Annotated in this window: 15 protein-coding genes; 5 read left to right on the top strand and 10 right to left on the bottom strand. The window is 69.8% G+C overall.

Going from position 1 to position 15,755, the window contains the following annotated elements; genetic code table 11:
- Nucleotides 1-133: 133 nt before the first annotated feature.
- A complete protein-coding gene (locus LXT23_RS29910) occupies nucleotides 134-2,566 on the bottom strand; it encodes a serine/threonine-protein kinase (RefSeq protein WP_253983757.1) in 2,433 nt (810 codons plus the stop codon).
- Between the two features lie 101 nt (nucleotides 2,567-2,667).
- Here LXT23_RS29910 and LXT23_RS29905 point away from each other — a divergent pair, with 101 nt between their 5' ends.
- Nucleotides 2,668-3,315: a phospholipid scramblase family protein gene (locus tag LXT23_RS29905; protein ID WP_253983756.1), complete on the top strand. Its 648-nt coding sequence runs from the start codon at nucleotides 2,668-2,670 to the stop codon at nucleotides 3,313-3,315.
- Nucleotides 3,316-3,327: 12 nt separating this feature from the next.
- On the opposite strand, the gene LXT23_RS29900 is transcribed toward LXT23_RS29905, so the two are convergent.
- The 5 genes from LXT23_RS29900 to LXT23_RS29880 all read right to left on the bottom strand — a co-directional run bounded on the left by LXT23_RS29900 (nucleotide 3,328) and on the right by LXT23_RS29880 (nucleotide 7,899).
- Nucleotides 3,328-4,851, bottom strand: coding sequence for a hypothetical protein (locus tag LXT23_RS29900; RefSeq protein WP_253983755.1), 1,524 nt, complete (start codon nucleotides 4,849-4,851; stop codon nucleotides 3,328-3,330).
- Nucleotides 4,852-4,853: 2 nt separating this feature from the next.
- Nucleotides 4,854-5,804: an HTTM domain-containing protein gene (locus LXT23_RS29895; RefSeq protein ID WP_253983754.1), complete on the bottom strand. Its 951-nt coding sequence runs from the start codon at nucleotides 5,802-5,804 to the stop codon at nucleotides 4,854-4,856.
- Complete coding sequence (locus LXT23_RS29890; RefSeq protein WP_253983753.1) at nucleotides 5,801-6,328, bottom strand: hypothetical protein; 528 nt, start codon at nucleotides 6,326-6,328, stop codon at nucleotides 5,801-5,803. The genes LXT23_RS29895 and LXT23_RS29890 overlap by 4 nt, the downstream gene beginning before the upstream one ends.
- Nucleotides 6,329-6,330: 2 nt before the next feature.
- Entirely contained in the window at nucleotides 6,331-6,831 is a 501-nt protein-coding gene (locus tag LXT23_RS29885; protein WP_253983752.1) for a hypothetical protein, read from the bottom strand.
- A gap of 144 nt (nucleotides 6,832-6,975) precedes the next feature.
- Nucleotides 6,976-7,899 (bottom strand): LysR family transcriptional regulator, encoded by a 924-nt coding sequence (locus tag LXT23_RS29880; RefSeq protein WP_253983751.1) that lies wholly within the window; start codon nucleotides 7,897-7,899, stop codon nucleotides 6,976-6,978.
- A gap of 175 nt (nucleotides 7,900-8,074) precedes the next feature.
- Between LXT23_RS29880 and LXT23_RS29875 the strand changes: the two genes are divergently transcribed.
- On the top strand, nucleotides 8,075-8,740 hold the full coding sequence (locus LXT23_RS29875) for a hydrolase (protein ID WP_253983750.1): 666 nt from the start codon (nucleotides 8,075-8,077) through the stop codon (nucleotides 8,738-8,740).
- 3 nt (nucleotides 8,741-8,743) lie between these two features.
- Nucleotides 8,744-9,433, top strand: a complete 690-nt coding sequence (locus tag LXT23_RS29870) for an NADPH-dependent F420 reductase (protein WP_323379099.1) — start codon at nucleotides 8,744-8,746, stop codon at nucleotides 9,431-9,433.
- Nucleotides 9,434-9,449: 16 nt separating this feature from the next.
- Here the strand turns inward: LXT23_RS29870 and LXT23_RS29865 are convergent, their stop codons facing one another.
- The 4 genes from LXT23_RS29865 to LXT23_RS29850 all read right to left on the bottom strand — a co-directional run bounded on the left by LXT23_RS29865 (nucleotide 9,450) and on the right by LXT23_RS29850 (nucleotide 12,355).
- The gene (locus tag LXT23_RS29865; protein WP_253983748.1) at nucleotides 9,450-11,228 is read right to left on the bottom strand and encodes a glucosyltransferase domain-containing protein; all 1,779 of its coding nucleotides are present in this window, start codon (nucleotides 11,226-11,228) and stop codon (nucleotides 9,450-9,452) included.
- 195 nt (nucleotides 11,229-11,423) lie between these two features.
- On the bottom strand, nucleotides 11,424-11,804 hold the full coding sequence (locus tag LXT23_RS29860; protein ID WP_253983747.1) for a DUF3060 domain-containing protein: 381 nt from the start codon (nucleotides 11,802-11,804) through the stop codon (nucleotides 11,424-11,426).
- Between the two features lie 134 nt (nucleotides 11,805-11,938).
- The gene (locus LXT23_RS29855) at nucleotides 11,939-12,226 is read right to left on the bottom strand and encodes a hypothetical protein (RefSeq protein WP_253983746.1); all 288 of its coding nucleotides are present in this window, start codon (nucleotides 12,224-12,226) and stop codon (nucleotides 11,939-11,941) included.
- A 6-nt stretch (nucleotides 12,227-12,232) separates the two neighbouring features.
- On the bottom strand, nucleotides 12,233-12,355 hold the full coding sequence (locus LXT23_RS29850) for a DUF418 domain-containing protein (protein ID WP_253983745.1): 123 nt from the start codon (nucleotides 12,353-12,355) through the stop codon (nucleotides 12,233-12,235).
- A 429-nt stretch (nucleotides 12,356-12,784) separates the two neighbouring features.
- Here LXT23_RS29850 and LXT23_RS29845 point away from each other — a divergent pair, with 429 nt between their 5' ends.
- Together LXT23_RS29845 and LXT23_RS29840 are read left to right on the top strand one after the other, a co-directional pair.
- Nucleotides 12,785-14,575 (top strand): hypothetical protein, encoded by a 1,791-nt coding sequence (locus LXT23_RS29845; RefSeq protein WP_253983744.1) that lies wholly within the window; start codon nucleotides 12,785-12,787, stop codon nucleotides 14,573-14,575.
- Between the two features lie 104 nt (nucleotides 14,576-14,679).
- Nucleotides 14,680-15,735: an iron-containing alcohol dehydrogenase family protein gene (locus LXT23_RS29840; RefSeq protein WP_253983743.1), complete on the top strand. Its 1,056-nt coding sequence runs from the start codon at nucleotides 14,680-14,682 to the stop codon at nucleotides 15,733-15,735.
- Nucleotides 15,736-15,755: the final 20 nt, after the last annotated feature.

The following is a 15,755-nucleotide window of genomic DNA, read 5'->3' as shown; positions in this document are numbered from 1 at the left end:
CAGGGCAGGGGGCCGTTGGAAATCGAAATCGGCGCGCTCAACCGCCAGCACCCGATTCGGGCGGGCATATCCCCAGGCTCAGGCGGTGCTCACCGCAGCCGCCTGAACCCTTCACGACCTCTGTGCCGAGCTCCTAGTTGTCGTAGCTTTCCAGGAACGAGCGTACGGTGGCGGCCTTCGGGTGATTCGGGTGGAGTGTGCTGAATCGCCGGTAGTACCTCGCGGACTCTTCGCTGTTTCCGTGCCTGGCATATGCCGCGCCCAGGTAGACGAGGCAGTCGGCATGGGTTGGCTCGAGTTTGAGGCACGCGTGAGCCTCGGCGATGGCTGCCGGGTATTGGCGCTGCTTGAGGTGTACAAGCGCCCTGTGCAGATTGCCATCGGCGCCCGTCTGGCTGGGTGACTCCCGTTGGGACTGGTGGGCCAGCGCGAGCCTGGCATCAGAGCCTTCCAGGCGGGGTTGGGGCTGCACCGAGCGCACATGCGCATGGACCTCCAGAAGCATCGAGCCCCGGTTGTCCGAGGGGTCATCATCGACGAAGCCGCACTTCAGCGCGTCGATTCCCTTCACGAGCACCGGCGCTCCCTGTTCCAGAAGGAAGACCATCGGCCAGCCCGAGACATTGGCTCCCGAGGATTCAGGAGTGCTCCATTGGATACAGGCAACCTGACGCCCTGGGCCGCGCGACTGTCCACGGAGGAAGGCCCCCTCGCCGAGGGGGGCCAGCGTCAGGGCGTAGACCGTGGAAGGACTCAGCCCCTTCAGCAGGGCCGCGTTCTCGACGGAGGCAATCCTCGACGGCGGGCGGAAGGCGAACAGCCTTTCCGAGCCCACCTTCGCGCTGAGGAGCTGGATGTTCCGTATGGCGGTATCGGGTGGAGAAGGTGGGCCTAGCGTGAAGAAGGAGATGGCTGGCGCGCCTCGGAAGTCCAGGCCTTCCTGAGAGACCTCTCCGAGGGTCCCAGCGGGAGACACCGCGTGACCCGAGAGCAGGAAGAAAATCCGTGGCCTCGTCGAGGAACCGGGCTCCTTGATGAACCGGGGCTCCGGTGTCTCCTCGTGGGAGAGCTCGTTGATGGTGTAGGTCGTGGTCGGTGACAGGCCCGAGAAGGCGATGAAGTCTGGCGACAGCAGGATGACATGCCGCTGAGCGTCGAGCCGAAGCGGACCGGGGGGCGATGTCGCGGATACCTCCTGCTTCGGGGCCGCGCTCACGCGCGGTGTCTCACCCGGGGAGGGCTCCCTGGACGTCTGGGCTGCTGGGAATTCGGGAGCCAGCTCCAGCCCCGTCTTGACCGGGCGCATCGGCGATGGGTCGTATTTCTCGGTGGAGGGCTGCTTGAAGGCCAGCAGGCCTACGACGGTGCTCATCGCCAGCGCTGCAGCGGCTCCCATGACAAGGGGCTTGTGAGAAGAGGAAGCTGCGACCGCAGGCGCTGGCCTCGTCTCGGGTTCTGTCGGCGGCGGCGGGGAGCGACCGACCGCCGTTCGCCGCGCGGGCCGTGGCGTGGGCGTGGCAACGTGCTCCTCCCGCGCCATCGGCGGAGCAGGCTTGATGGCGGTGTTGCGCCAGCGCACCAGCTCCTCCTGGAACGCGGGTGGCACCGGAAGCTCCCGGCCTTCCTGGGACAGCTCCTGCCGGAACAGCTCGCGGAGCAGGTGCGCCAGGTTCATGGAGGAGAAGCGGGGCGTGAGGCTGTAGTGGAACCCCGCCAGCGCATCGCCGAAGGCGTCACTGGACTCGAAGCGCCCGGCGAGGTCCACCGCCAGCGCGCGCATGACGATGTCATTCAACTCGGCGGGCAGGTCCTTGCGCAGCTCTCGCGGGGCCGGGAAGTCGCCGCTCGCCATCCGCATCATCACCGTGTGCGGCGGGCCGGACAGGGGCCGCTGACCACAGAGCAGCTCATACAGCACCAGGCCGGTGGCCCAGACGTCGGTGCGCGCGTCCACGTTCTTGCCCCGCGCCTGCTCCGGGGAGAAGAACAGGTACTTGCCCTTCACCACCCCTGGCTCGGTGTCGAAGGTGCGCAGCGAGCGCGCCTTGGCGATGCCGAAGTCGACAATCTTGACCTGTCCCTCGTAGCTGACCAGGACGTTGTCCGGCGAGATGTCGCGGTGGACGATGGCCAGCGGGGCGCCCTTGTCGTCGGTGCGCGTGTGGGCGTAGTGCAGCCCCCGGCACATCTCCAGGGCGATGAAGGTGGCCAGCGGAATGGGCAGGGGCACCAGGCCGGAGCGCGCCGCGCGCTTCATGATGCGGTGCAGGGGATGGCCGTCCACGTACTCCATGGCCAGGAAGTAGTCGCCCTCCACGCGGCCGAAGTCGAAGACCTGGGCCACGTTGCCATGCGACAGCGTGGCGGAGATGCGGGCCTCGCTGATGAACATGGAAATGAAGGCCTCATCCCCGGCGAACTCGGGGAGGACCTTCTTGATGAGGACGGGCTTGGTGACGCCAGCGTCGCCCATCAGCCGGGCGCGCCACGTCTCCGCCATTCCCCCCCGACCGAGCCAGGACACCAGCTCGTATCGGCCGAACCTGTCTCCGGGTTGCAAGGCCATTGCAGGTCCGGACTTTACCTCAGAACTGGAAAATCCAGAGTCCTTGGCCAGGAGTGTCACGTGTAAGTAGGTTCCAGGCCCCGACGGCTCCAGAGGTGTCCATGCCCGCTGACTCCACCGCCCTTGTCCCCTTGCTCCACCAGCAGGCGCTGCGCGTGCGCCAGGTGAAGGAGTGGGGCGAAATCCTCACCGGCTTCGAGGGGCGCAATCGCTACCAGGTGGTGGGCGACTCCGGGGAGACGCTCTTCTACGCAGGCGAGGTGGGCAGCGGGTTCGGCCTCTTCCTGCTGCGAGGCTTCTTCAAGGCGAAGCGGCCCTTCACCATGGAGCTCAAGTCACCTGGCGGTGCCACGGTGCTGCGGCTGCGGCGGCCCTGGCGCTTCTGGCTGTCTCGGCTGGACGTGGAGGACGGCGATGGCCGGCCCCTGGGCAGCGTGCGGCAGCGCTTCCGCTTCTTCACCCGTGGCTATGACGTCGTCGGCCCCAACGGCGAGGAGCTGGCGCACCTGCGCGGGCCCCTGTTCCGCCCGTGGACCTTCGTGGTGGAGGAGGGCGGCCGCGAGGTGGGAACCATCGCCAAGCGGTGGAGCGGCTTCGGCAAGGAGCTGTTCACGGACGCGGACAACTTCGGCGTCCGGTTCGACGGCCCCACCCGGGATGCGCGCCTGCGCCCGCTGGTGGTGGCCGCCACCTTCCTCATCGACTTCGTCCACTTCGAGGACAAGCGCGGGGACGGGGACAAGGAGTAGGGCAGCGCCCGGTCAGGCGGCCACGCCGCCCGCCACGACTTCCCGCGGAGCGTCCGCGGACGTCTCGTCCTTCCGGGCCTGGGAGAGCGCGAAGGCGACGAAGGCGAGCAGCCACGCGCTCTGCGCCACGTAGAGCAGGTCCTCGGGGAGCCCGGTCGTCGCCAGCAGCTGTGAGCCCGCGCACAGGCCGAGCAGGAGGAAGCCACACGTGCGGTTCCTCGCGGCGAGGGGCGCGAGCGCGACGACGAAGACGAAGTAGTAGCTCGTCAGCTCCAGCAGCAGCGGGACGAACAGCCAGCAGAGCGACAGCGACTCCCAGGGCTCGACCTCCCGGCGCCGGAAGGCGGCGAAGAGCGCCAGGACGGCACCCGCGACCAGGGCCCAATGGAGGGGGCGGGCCTGTCTCGCATTGGCACGGCGCTGTTCCTTGAAGCCCCGCCAGCTGTTCGACGCTCCCGACTCCTTCAGCGCCGCCGCGGACTCGCCGATGCGGAAGGACAGCAGCGTCCGCAGCCCCATGTGGTTGGTGAGGGGCGTGTCGGCGTGCTTCGCGGTGTTCCGCACGAAGCCCTGGAACGTCTGGCGTCCCGCCGCCGAGGCCGTGAGGAGCAGGGTCACGGCCACGAGCGTCAGCGCCCCACTCCCGAGGAAGCGGACCGAGGCGGCGTCGCGGCGGCCCCGGGCGAGCATGGCGAGCAGGGGCCCCGCGAACAGCAGCACGGGGAACAGCCGTGACGCGGCCGCCAGGGCGACGGCCACTCCGGCGAGCACCGGGTGGGAACGCCGCAGGAGGCAGCCGCCGAGGACGGACAGGAACAGCCAGTCCATCCGCAGCAGGGCCCCACCGACCCAGAGGAAGCTGCCGGGGAACCAGGTGCCGAGCACCAGCAGGAAGAGCGCCGCCACCTCGGCGCCGAAGACCCGGGCGAGGCACAGCGCCGCGCCGAGCAGCAGCAGGGGGTCCAGCAGCGCCCAGAGCGTGAGCTGCCAACGGGAGGCAGGGGCCAGGTTCGCCAGGCGGTGGCCCACCCACGTCCACGCGGGGGTGGCGTTGTAGCCGTGGTCCACCTGGATGTGCCCCCACTTCGCGAGGTCCACCTGCTCACGGAAGAAGGCCACGTCGTGGGTGAAGGCCGCCCAGCGCTCGGGCGCGAAGTGGGCCTTGCACGCCTCGGCACCGCCGGGGGCCTCGTAGACGCGGATGCGCTGGTTGGTGGCGAGGTCCCTCATGGGCCGCGTCACCACGCCGGGGACGCCGGCCTCCAGGTCCGCCTGGGCCGTGCACACGTACAGCCGCTGGTAGCCGAGCTCCGGGAAGTACTTCGCGCCCACGTAGTAGTGGAACGCATCCCAGACGTGCAGGAACCGGCCCCCATGCAGCGTGCCGAAGTTGGCGTAGGCGAAGGCGCCCAGGAGCCCCAGCCCCAGGAAGAGCCTCCTCGCCAGGCGCTCCCGGAGGCGCCGCCCGAGCACGAGCGCGGCCACCCCGCCGAGCGCGAGCACCAGCCGCGCCACCTGCTGCCATCCGGCGTCCATGCCTACGTCCCGACCGCGTCCGGGGCGAGCGTCCCGGGGCCGGGCTCCGGCGCGGTCTCCTCCTCGGCGATGCGCCCCTCGCGCCAGGCGAAGGCCGCGGCGTTGAAGACAATCATCGTGAGCGAGAAGAGCCACAGCTTCATGCACGCGGCGATGCCCAGGTGCAGCGCCGCCGTCGCCAGCAGCCAGGGCTGCCGCAGCGGGCGGAACCAGATGGCCACCGCATAGCCGAGCTCCACCAGGAGCACGCCCCAGCCCGCCACCAGCGGAAGCCACGGCGCCTGCGCCAGCCAGCTGAAGTCGAAGGCGGAGAACTGCGGCTGCATCACCGCCCGCCAGATGGCCTCGCCGTTCCACCACTGCTCGCCCACGACCTTCCCGAGCCCGGTGTTGAGGTAGATGAGGCACAGGTGCAGCTGCAGCGTCCGCATCCCGATGCGCCACAGCATGGGCGTCGGCGCCACGCGGCCCGCCCTCGCGTCCAGCGACCAGCGCCCGTTGCTCGGGAAGGCCCAGAGGTACACGAAGAGGATGTGCAGCATCGTGTCCACGCCGTACAGGGACAGGTAGCCGCTGTTGCTGGTGAGCGCATGGGTGAGCCAGGCCACCAGCGCGCACAGGCGCGTGCGCCAGCCCACGAGCAGCCCCACCACGGCGAGGCCATACACGCCGAACACGAGGTACACCGTGGTGGAGGCGCGCACGCCGTACTCATGGAGCACGAGCGCGAGCTTCGCCACGCTGGGCACCCAGCTCTTCGTGCTCGCCTCCAGCACCACCCACTGCACGAAGCCGGAGTTCCCGTACAGCTCGAGCAGGTGCGGCCAGAGCTGCGTCAACTGGACGAGCGCGATGGTGGCGACGACGATGCGCAGGAGGGCCAGCGCATCCGGGGCCGCGGGCTGGAGCCAGAACTCGCGCACCGCCGCCTTCATGGAGGAGCGCGCCCTCATGGCTGGCCCTCCTTCCGGTCGAAGTCCGCCGCGTAGACGACCTTCCAGGCCGGCCTCGCGCCCCGGGCGTACTCCTCGAGGGGCGGGAGCTGGTAGCCCTGCGCCACCACTGAAACCCGGGTGGCCTCCGGGTGTTGACCGAGCATGACCGCCGCCCAGGACTGCGCCAGCACGTCCCGCACCTTCTCGTCGCGCATGCTCGCGGCGACGATGCAGCCGTAGCGCAGGCCCACCTCGAGGTTCTCGGACAGGAACGCGTGGAACGCGCTCGTTCCGTCCGGCTGCTGGAGGATGAACCCCGCGCGGATGTCGCTGGAGACGCCGGGAGCGAAGAAGCGGTAGTCGCGAAAGATGCCCGCCAGGTTCTTGTAGGTCTGCAGCGCGCGCTCGGGCGTGCTGCTTGGATTCTCGGCCAGGCCCGTCCAGAGGAAGAGGCTGACCAGGACCAGATGCGCCGCCGCCAGCGTGGCCACGACACCGGCGTGACGCTCGGCGAAGCTCGAACACGTACCGCTGGAGGCCATGGCTACCTCAGGTACTGGAACTGGTTCGTGTCGATTTCCTGCAGGAGGACCGAGATGCGCGACGACAGGTCCGTTCCGGCGGAAGCCGAGTTGATGTGAGAGCCGGGGCCGCCACCACCGCCACCGCCGCCGCCACCGCCACTCTCGTCACCGTTGTTGAGCGAGTCGAACACGGTGAGGACGTTGCCCGTCTCGTTGAGCTGCACGTTCAGCCGGGTGGCGACGAGCCGCACCTGGGTGATGGGCAGCGTGCCGTAGGTCTTCGTCCCGACGATGCGCCCGAAATAGAAGGTCGGCAGCCGAAGATGATACGTGGACGGGTCCACGCCGCGCAGCTCGGAGAGGATCTGCTGGACGTCGGTCTCCGTGAACTGCCGGGTCGTCGTGGTCCTCTGCGCGGTCGCGATACCGGCAACGCCCATGGTGGCGAGGACCGTGCCAACGGCCACGGTCCGCCTCACGCCTCGCGTGGAGCGGGCAATGCGCTGAAACACCTTCTTCATGGTGGCTTCCTTCCGTGCAGCGGGTGAATGTCATGCTGCAAAGGGGGGAACGACCCCCGGGCGAAATCTTCCCGGCGACGGCGGAAAAAACTGCGTCTGGTCGAGTCAGGCCTGGCGGCGCGAGGTGTTTCACCGCGCCTGGCTTCAGATGGCGGAGAGCTTCCGGGCGAGGTTCTGGCGACGGAACTCCTCGAGCACGAAGTCCACGAAGACGCGGGTCTTCGCGGGCAGCTGCCGGTGCCCGGCGTAGTAGAGGAGAATCGGTCCGATATCGGCGTGCCAGTCCGGCAGAAGCCTTACCAGTGCGCCGCTCTCCAGGTAGGGCAGCACGTTCAGCGTCGCGACCAGGGTGATGCCCAGTCCCGCCAGCGCGCAGTGCGCGAGGCCCTCGGGGTCATTGAGAATCATGCGTGGCCGCAGCTCCACGGCCATCTGCGCCCCCGCGCCGTTGCGCAGCGTCCAGGTATGGATGCGCCCCGTCTTGGGGGAGCGCAGGAGGATTCCCTCGAGGTTGCGCAGCTCCTCGGGCGACTGGGGTGGGGTGATGCGCGCCAGATAGGACGGCGCGGCCACCGCGATGATGTGGGCCCGGGCCAGCTCTCGCGCGGCCAGGCCCGTGGGCAGGTCGAAGCCGCCTCCAATCGCCGCGTCGAAGCCCTCGGCGATGAGGTCCACCGGCCGGTTGTCGAGGTGCCAGTCCGGTACGACGGCGGGGTAGCGCGCGAGGAAGTCCTTCATCAGCGGCAGGACGTAGCCGCGGCCGAACGCGCCGGCCATGCTGACCCGCAGCACTCCGGCGGGCTGCCCCGCGGACCTCGACACGTTGGCGATGGCCGTCTGCAGGGCGTCGAGGCTGCCGCAGGCCTCGCGCAGGAAGCGCTCCCCCGACTCCGTCAGCGTCAGCTTCCGCGTGCTGCGCTGGAACAGGCGCACGCCCAGCCGGGCCTCCAGCCGCGCGACGTTCTGGCTCACCGCCGCCGGCGTCAGCCCCAGCAGGCGCGCGGCCGCCGAGAAGCTCGCGGACTGCGCGCTGCGCACGAAGCACTCCAGGGTGATGAGGTTCTCCATGCCCGGAAAGGCTAGTGGGCGCGGCCGGTGCTTTAAACACTTTGTTTAAAGTGATTCCGCTGACTGCCCGCTACTGCGATGGGAGTGCTTCCTCCATTCTTCTCTCCATCAGCAACGGCGGTGGCGCTGACGCCGGGCTGCTCTCACCAACCCCGCGAAGTCACTGGAGACGCACATGAACTCACCTCGCAACCCGAAGACCGGCCTCGACGCGATGCTCACCCCCGACAACTGCGCGCTCATCCTCATCGACCACCAGCCGTTCCAGTTCGCCGGCCTGCGCAGCCATGACTCGCAGAGCGTCATCAACAACGTGGTGGCGCTGGCGCGGGGCGCGAAGCTGTTCAACGTGCCCACGCTGCTGACCACGGTGCTCGAGGAGCGCGGCGGCTACCTCCTCCCGCAGCTGCAGGCGGTCTTCCCCGAGCAGAAGCCCATCAACCGTACCTTCATCAACACCTGGGAGGACGCCCGGGTGGTGGAGTGGGTGAAGAAGACCGGCAAGAAGAAGATCGTCATGGCCGCGCTGTGGACGGAGATCTGCCTGGCGTTCCCCGTCATCCACGCGCTCGGCGAGGGCTACGAGGTCTACATCGTCACCGACGCCTCGGGCGGCGTCTCCGTGGAGGCGCACGAGGTGGCCATCCAGCGGATGGTGCAGGCGGGTGCCGTGCCGCTCACCACCGGGGTCTTCACCGCGGAGCTCCAGCGGGACTGGGCGCGTGAGGCCACCGTGCCGGGCCTGGCGAAGCTGCTCATCGACCACATGGGCAACGTGGGCACCGCCTTCACGTGGGAGCAGCAGCTGCTCAACACCCCGGCGCCGTCCCAGCAGCGCTGACGCGTGGAAGGTCCGGGGGCCTCCCAGCCGGGGGCCCCCGGGGCACGTCGGCACCTTCATTCTCTCTCTCTTCGTCGTACGCAGGAGCAGGCCATGGTGGTTGGAATCATTGGCGCGGGCAGCATCGGTCAGGCACTGGCGGGCCACATGGTGAGGGCGGGCCATGAGGTCATCGTGAGCAACAGCCGCGGCCCGGAGTCGCTCGCGGGGCTGGTGCGGCAGCTCGGTCCACGCACCCGGGCGGGCACCCGGCAGGAGGCCGCGAAGGCGGACATCGTGGTGCTGTCGGTGCCGTGGGAGCAGGTGCCCGGGGCGCTGGCCGACCTGCCGCCGTGGAACGGGCGCATCCTCATCGACGCCACCAACCCCGTCCTCCTGCCCGGCTTCCGCCTGGCGGACCTGGGCGGGCGCACCTCGAGCGAGGTCGTCGCGTCGCTGGCGCCGGGCGCGAGGGTGGTGAAGGCCGCCAACACGCTGCTCGCCGCGGTGCTCGCGGTGGACCCCCGGCAGGCCGGAGGCCGCAGGGTGCTGTTCATGTCGGGCAATGACGCGGACGCCATGACGGAGGCGGGCCGCCTCTTCGGGCAGCTAGGCTTCGCCACCGTGGACCTCGGCCCGCTGGCGACCGGTGGACGGCTGCAGCAGTTCCCGGGCGGCCCGCTGGCCACGCTCAACCTCATCAAGCTGGACTAGCGCAGCACGGCTCGCCCTACTCCCTGACGACGGGGCCCGCCTCCGCGAAGATGGGCTCCATGAGTCCCATCATCACGAGTCGGGCCAGGCCGAGGCTCAGCAGGATGGTGAGCGCCATGAGCCCTGCCCGGACGCTCCGTCGGGCCCGGGTCATGACCCCGAGGCAGAGCAGCCCCAGGGGCACGAGGCCCAGGAGCAGGACGAACCCGGGCTGGAGGCAGAGCTGGGTGAGGGCGGGAAGCGGCGGTCCGCGGAGGTCGGCGTCGTCCGCCAGGTACGTCGGTTGGATTGGGCGCTGCTCCAAGGCGGCCAGGGTGGAGTCGCGCTGCCGCTGCCGCAGGTCGATGAGGATATCGTAGGTGCCCGACGCGGGAGGGATGGCGCCTGCGGCGAAGCGGTAGAGCCCGCTGATGTCGCGCTCCGCCGGGAAGCGCTCCATCAGGAGCGCATGGAACAGCTCCCGGGCCACCCAGTCGGTGTCCACGGACACGGAGCCGAACTCATCCAGGTAGCGGCGGGGCGCGGACGTGTCCCGCTGCAGGACGGTGATGACGTAGACGCGGGGCCGCTGGCCGGGCTCCACCTGGCGCGCTCCCTGCTCCATCAGCGCCAGCTCGCGGCCCTGGGGAAGGGCGAACAGCTCCAGGGACTGCTGGTGCGCCAGCAGGGCGCTCACCGCCACGAAGCCACCCAGCAGCGCGGTGGCGACACGTGGGCCATGCGTGGGCCAGCCGCGGCCCAGGTGCAGGAGCGACGCGGCGAAGAAGACGCTCCACACCCCGGTGAGTGCATAGAGCGTGCGGTAGGTGGGCCAGCGCTCCTTCGCGAGGAAGCTGGCGCAGTACGCAGCGGCCGAGAGCACCACCAGGGCGAGGAGCCACTCCGCCACGCCGGCGCGGCCGGCACGCCGTCCCTGGAAGGCGGTCCCCAGCGCCACCACGGTCAGCGTCAGGCCCACCATGAGCCAGTACCCACCCGGAGGCCCGGAGTCCGTGTCGTTGAGGACCGGGAGGGCCAGCGCGTTGGGCAGCACCTGGGTGACGAACCAGGCCGTCTTGTCCAGCAGGTGCTTCTCCAGGACCATGCGCGGTGACGGCGTGAAGAGGCCCAGCAGGAAGGACAGCCGGGTGAGCACCAGCGCCAGGGCCAGCCCGCCGCCCATGACGAGCAGGTGCCTCGCCATCCACCGCGCGGTGGCGCGCAGGTCCGCGTCCTCTCTCATCACCAGCGCCGCCGCGAGCAGCACGGCGAAGACGAGGCCGCTGACCTGGTAGATGAGCGTCGACGCGCACAGCGCCACCGCGCCCGCGAGGCACCAGGCCCGTCCCCGCCATGCGGCTTCGGGGGGCATGGCGAGCCCCCTGCGCGCCAGGGCGAATGCGCCCACGCCCAGCAGCAGGGCCACCGCCTGCGGCCAGCAGATGCTCCAACTGGCGATGACCTGCGCGGGCGGCATGACGGTGAGGAGCGCCGCCACCAGGGCCGCGGGGGCGGTGCGCCAGCCCTCCCGGCGCAGCAGGAGGAAGACGGCGGCGGCCAGCAGGCCCAGGCCCGTGACGCTCAGCATCCGCAGGCCGCTCAGCCCGGTGATGGTGCCCGCCTCGCGCGTGGACACTTCCAGCAGCCAGCCGTACAGCGGGCGGCCCATGGCGGCGCAGACCCGGAGAATCTTCCCGGGCTCCTCGCGCGCCTCGCGCAGGATGGCGTAGTCGTCGCGCAGGCCGTAGCGCCGGAGGATGGCGCTTCCGTAGATGACCCAGGGAAGCAGGAAGAGCAGGGCGGCCGTGGCCGGCACCCCGAAGGCGCGTGTCGTGGAGCGTGTCAGCAGGGAGGGGGAACCTCTGAAGGGCGGCCACTCTAGCAGAGCGGTATGACTCGGTGCGCCATGCGAGTGGCCCTCCCGGGCGGTGCGGCTCCCGAGGGCCCGGACGGAGGGTGAGCCCCACGCGCCCGCCGCGTCATGGCGCGGGCGCGTGGGAGCTGGCGACGACTACTTCTCCTGCGAGACCTTGTTGCCCACGCCGGTGCGGCTGACCTTCGGCTTCGACTTGCCGTGGCCGCGCTTCCAGGTGACGGTGTTGCTCGCGCCCTCCACGGTGATGGTGCGGATGGCCTCCACCTTCACGTTGTTGGTGCTGCCGCTCACGGTGAGGCTCTTGCACTCACCCGTCAGCGTCACGGTGTTGGACGAGCCCGTGACCTCCACCTCGGTGCCCGGCGCGCACGCGTGGGTCGAGCTCTGCCCCGTGCCGGTGACCTCGATGCGGCCCTCGCTCGTCTCCGTCGTGCCGCCCTCCTGCGCGAGCGCGTTCATCGGCCCGAAGACGCACGCCACCATCACCACCACTGCCGTGCCCAGCTGCTTGTTCATACGTTGGCTTCCCTTGAAAGAGGCGCCGACCCGACTCGGCTCCGCACCGCTCCATTACGGGACGCACGGCCCGGTATTCAACTCAGCCGTCACCCGCCTCCGGGTTTCCGTGAGACAGCAATGGGCCTGTAGGACTATTCAGGAAAAACAACTTTCCCGAGGGGTCCGCCCATGCGCTCGAAGTGGCGGTCGACGTTCATGACGGAGATGTGGGGAGTCGCGCTGGCGGAGGGGCCCGTGCTCGCGGAGCCCGTGGTGCCGCCGGCCGCCGAGCCGGTGCGTGCGGGAAGCGAGGGCGCTGCGAGCTGGGTGGAGGACCTGGCCACCGGCGAGGGCACGGGCGAGCTGGTGCGCACCCGCGACGGGCTGCTCTTCGAGCCCTTCGCCGTCATGCGCAGGCCCGAGGGGCAGCGCAGGCTCACCGGCCTCTACACCTTCCACTCGACGGGGCCGAAGCGGAAGCGCGCCAGCCACAGGCGGCTGAGGACGGTCTGCACGGCGAAGATGCCCAGGGCCACCGCCAGCTGCGCGGCCGACCCCAGCCTGCCCATCGTGCTGGGGGCGTCGTGGAAGAGGTTGTGGGGGTCTGGATGCCCGTGAATGGGATTGCCGCATCCCTTCGTCGGGAGTGAGCGCGAGACGTCGACAATGCATTCCAACTGGCTGGGTATTGAAAGTCACCTGGCAGGAGCTGTGACAGCCCCTGTCTTGACGAAGTAGGTTTTTCCGGGTTTTATTTTTACTCCGGGTTGACGAGTCTACACGGTGCGTCAATCCGGAATCACGCTTCATCTGCCAAGGAGCAGTCCATGAAGATCAAGACCCGGATTCGGAGCGGCCCTGGTACTCGCGGTTGCGGCGGTGGCATCATCCTCGACGCCTGAGTCGCTGCGAGCTGAACCCGGTCGCCAGCAGGCCGTGTATCGGCTGCTGGCGACTGTCTTTAGGATGGATGCCCGGGAGTAGAGAGGAGTCGCCACGTGAGTCTGGAAGCCGCGCCGGTGGACCCCCATGAGACGCTCTATGTGCCGATGCGGCGTCGCTTCATCAAGGAATACCTGACGTCGCCCGAGGGCGTCCGGGAGCTGCACATCTATTACGGCACCCGGGAAATCACCCTCGACGAGCAGGACCTGCACTCCTTCGGAGAGCAGCTCTGCCTGGAGGACTCCTTCATGGCGGGCGCCGCCACGCGGTGGACTCCGGGGGAGCCCTATCCCTGGGAGCGCGTGAAGGAGCTGCTCGAGGCGCTGCTGGAGGAGGGCGTCCTCACGCGGGAGGCTCCGACGCTGGCCTTCGACAGTGAGTCCCATCGCAAGTACCTGGACTCCGAGGCCCGGCGGATGGCTCCCACCGAGCCCCTGTGGTGGAACCCGGACGCACCGCAAATCATGCAGCAGCTGGCGGGAAGGCCGCTGGAGCTGGGCTTCCTCGAGGCGGTGGTTCCCGTCTACCGCGTCGGCCACCCGGCGCTCGACGCGGAGGGCCGGCATGTCGGGGAGAGCAACGTCTTCCCCGAAGCCATGCGCATGAAGATGGAGACGGAGTTCAAGGCGTGCCACTTCGCGGGCAGCCGCTACCGGCAGGCCGCGCCGATGAACGTGACGGCGCTCAAGTCGATGATGCGGCACTGGAAGCCGATGATGCACGCGGTGCTCGCGGTGCGTGAGGCCTTCCTGCGCCACCACTCCCGGCTCCCGGACGGGCGCTGGCGGCTGGGGGACCTGCACGCCATATCGAGCGCCGTGCTCGCCGTCCCCACCTACATGATGATGCGCGCCAACGCGCCCGTGGAGAACGGCGCGCTGGACCCCGTCCTGTCCAACATCTACCGCGTGACGGACGGCGTGCGGATGGTGACGGCCTACCTGCTCTTCCTGCCGGAGGAGCCGATGACGTACGACACGCCCCTGTCGTCGGCGGAGCTGCTCTACGTCACCGACCGCGACAACCACTACATCGGAAACCGCGGCGTGTGCGCCGGTCCTCCGAACCTGGTGGCGGAGTACTTCGAGACGTTGATGGATGGCAGGCCCGTGGCGGGCGAGCCTCCGACACTCCCCGCCTGGGCGCAGGACATCACCCCGGGCGTGGACTACGGGCTGCTCGGGCTCCAGCTCTACTCGCTCCAGTTCAACCTGTGGAGCCACATGTGCCGCGCCTACGAGCTCATCCGCGCGGCGACGCCGAAGGCGGAGGAGGCGCCGGGCGGCTTCTGGGGCCGGCTGCGTGAGCGGGTGGAGCGGGACTGGGCGATGATGCGGCCCACGCGCCTGCACACGGCCACCCAGCGCGACTGGGCCGAGGCCCGCTACATCGAGATGTTCGACCGCGCCCAGCGCGGCATGAGCACCTTCCGGGAGGACTCGCTGGTCCACCTGCGGGACGTGTTCACGCCCAGGTTGGATGACGTGTACACGCGCACCCGCGAGGAGCTGCGGGCCCTGGTCCGCGCGCGGGCGGGCGCCGCGGGAGGGCCCCACGCGGACCTCGCCGACGCCGTGGCGGATGCCACCGCGGAGTACCTGACGCTGGAGCGCTCCGCGCTCCGCGCCCTCGACGACGTCCAGCGCCAGGTGAACACGCTGCTCCAGCGTCCCCACCCGCCGAGGCCCTTCTCCAACAAGGACCTGTCACTCCACCACCGCATGCGCGCTGGGACTGTCGGCGTGCTGCCGTACCTGCTGGACGTGTTCCGGGACGAGCTGGGCGTCGACATCGACAACTCGGAGGAGGGCACCCGGCTCGGCCAGCTCAGCAACGCCGCGTGAGCGGGCCCGGGAGGTCCTGAGCCGCCGAGCACCGGGGGCGGGCGTCCCCGCCCGCGTGTTCTCGTCCCATCCGCTCACGGGGTCTGCCATCCTCGTCGCACGTCATGGGCCCCCGAACACATCCGCTCTTCATCCCCGAACTCGTGCGCATCAAGCCCGGTGCGCTGGACAGGACTGGCGTCTACCTCGCGCGTGCGGGGCACCGGCGCGCCGTCCTGCTGGTGAGCGCCGGGCTGCTGCCGGAGCTGGGCCAGCGCATGGACGCCAGCCTCGCGCGCGAGGGCGTGGCCCTGGTGGGCCGCGAGGAGGTGGACGAGGCGAGCTTCGAGCGGGCCTCCGCGCTGTTCAGCCGCCTTCCCCCGGGCAGTCAGGCCATCATCGGCTTTGGCGGCGGACGGGCCCTGGATGTGGCCAAGTACGTGGCCTTCCTCGCCGGCCTTCCGTACTTCGCGGTGCCGACGTCGCTGTCGAACGACGGCTTCTGCAGCCCCCAGTCCAGCCTCACCCAGGGAGGCCGCCGCCGCTCGCTGCGCGCGGCGATGCCCTCCGGCGTGGTCGTCGACACGGATGTCTGCCTTCGCGCGCCGGACCCGCTCTGGTGGTCGGGCATCGGCGACCTGGTGGCGAAGGTGACGGCCATCGCCGACTGGAAGCGGGCCTTCCATGCCCGGGGCACGCCGGTGAATGACTTCGCGGCGCTGCTTTCGGATGCGACGGTGTTCCAGTTCATGGCGAGGCCCGTGAGGGATTTGGAGGGCGTCCGCCTCCTGGCCACGTCGCTCATGCTGAACGGGATTGCCATGGAGGTGAGCGGCTCCTCGCGGCCGGCCAGCGGAAGCGAACACCTGATATCCCACGCGCTGGATGCGGTGGCCTCCCGCCCCAGGCTCCACGGGCTGCAGGTCGGCGTGGCGACGTACGTCGTCAGCCAGCTGCAAGGCCAGGGAACGGAGCGCGTGGCCTCCGTGCTGGAGGCGACCGGCTTCTGGCGGGGCATCCGCGCGGACCCGTTCTCCCGCCGGGAGTGGCTCGAGGCGGTGCGGCTCGCGCCCACCCTGAAGGACGACTTCTACACCGTGCTCTCGTCTCGGGACTGCGCGCCCGAGGTCGAGACACTTCTCGAGACAGACGCGAGGCTCGTGAGCTGCTTCGTGGATTGATGCAGCTGTAGCTGGGTTGT

It is taken from the genome of Pyxidicoccus xibeiensis, from assembly GCF_024198175.1.
Lineage (GTDB): Bacteria > Myxococcota > Myxococcia > Myxococcales > Myxococcaceae > Myxococcus > Myxococcus xibeiensis.
This window is presented reverse-complemented; position numbering and strand designations above follow the sequence as displayed.

Bases quoted from the DNA above. Each gene is read 5' to 3' on its own strand.
- LXT23_RS29850 (WP_253983745.1), bottom strand. From the start codon at position 12,355: ATGGGCAGGCTGGGGTCGGCCGCGCAGCTGGCGGTGGCCCTGGGCATC.
- LXT23_RS29910 (WP_253983757.1), bottom strand. From the start codon at position 2,566: ATGGCCTTGCAACCCGGAGACAGGTTCGGCCGATACGAGCTGGTGTCC.
- LXT23_RS29880 (WP_253983751.1), bottom strand. From the start codon at position 7,899: ATGGAGAACCTCATCACCCTGGAGTGCTTCGTGCGCAGCGCGCAGTCC.
- LXT23_RS29860 (WP_253983747.1), bottom strand. From the start codon at position 11,804: ATGAACAAGCAGCTGGGCACGGCAGTGGTGGTGATGGTGGCGTGCGTC.
- LXT23_RS29890 (WP_253983753.1), bottom strand. From the start codon at position 6,328: ATGGCCTCCAGCGGTACGTGTTCGAGCTTCGCCGAGCGTCACGCCGGT.
- LXT23_RS29885 (WP_253983752.1), bottom strand. From the start codon at position 6,831: ATGAAGAAGGTGTTTCAGCGCATTGCCCGCTCCACGCGAGGCGTGAGG.
- LXT23_RS29895 (WP_253983754.1), bottom strand. From the start codon at position 5,804: ATGAGGGCGCGCTCCTCCATGAAGGCGGCGGTGCGCGAGTTCTGGCTC.
- LXT23_RS29900 (WP_253983755.1), bottom strand. From the start codon at position 4,851: ATGGACGCCGGATGGCAGCAGGTGGCGCGGCTGGTGCTCGCGCTCGGC.
- LXT23_RS29875 (WP_253983750.1), top strand. From the start codon at position 8,075: ATGAACTCACCTCGCAACCCGAAGACCGGCCTCGACGCGATGCTCACC.
- LXT23_RS29905 (WP_253983756.1), top strand. From the start codon at position 2,668: ATGCCCGCTGACTCCACCGCCCTTGTCCCCTTGCTCCACCAGCAGGCG.
- LXT23_RS29840 (WP_253983743.1), top strand. From the start codon at position 14,680: ATGGGCCCCCGAACACATCCGCTCTTCATCCCCGAACTCGTGCGCATC.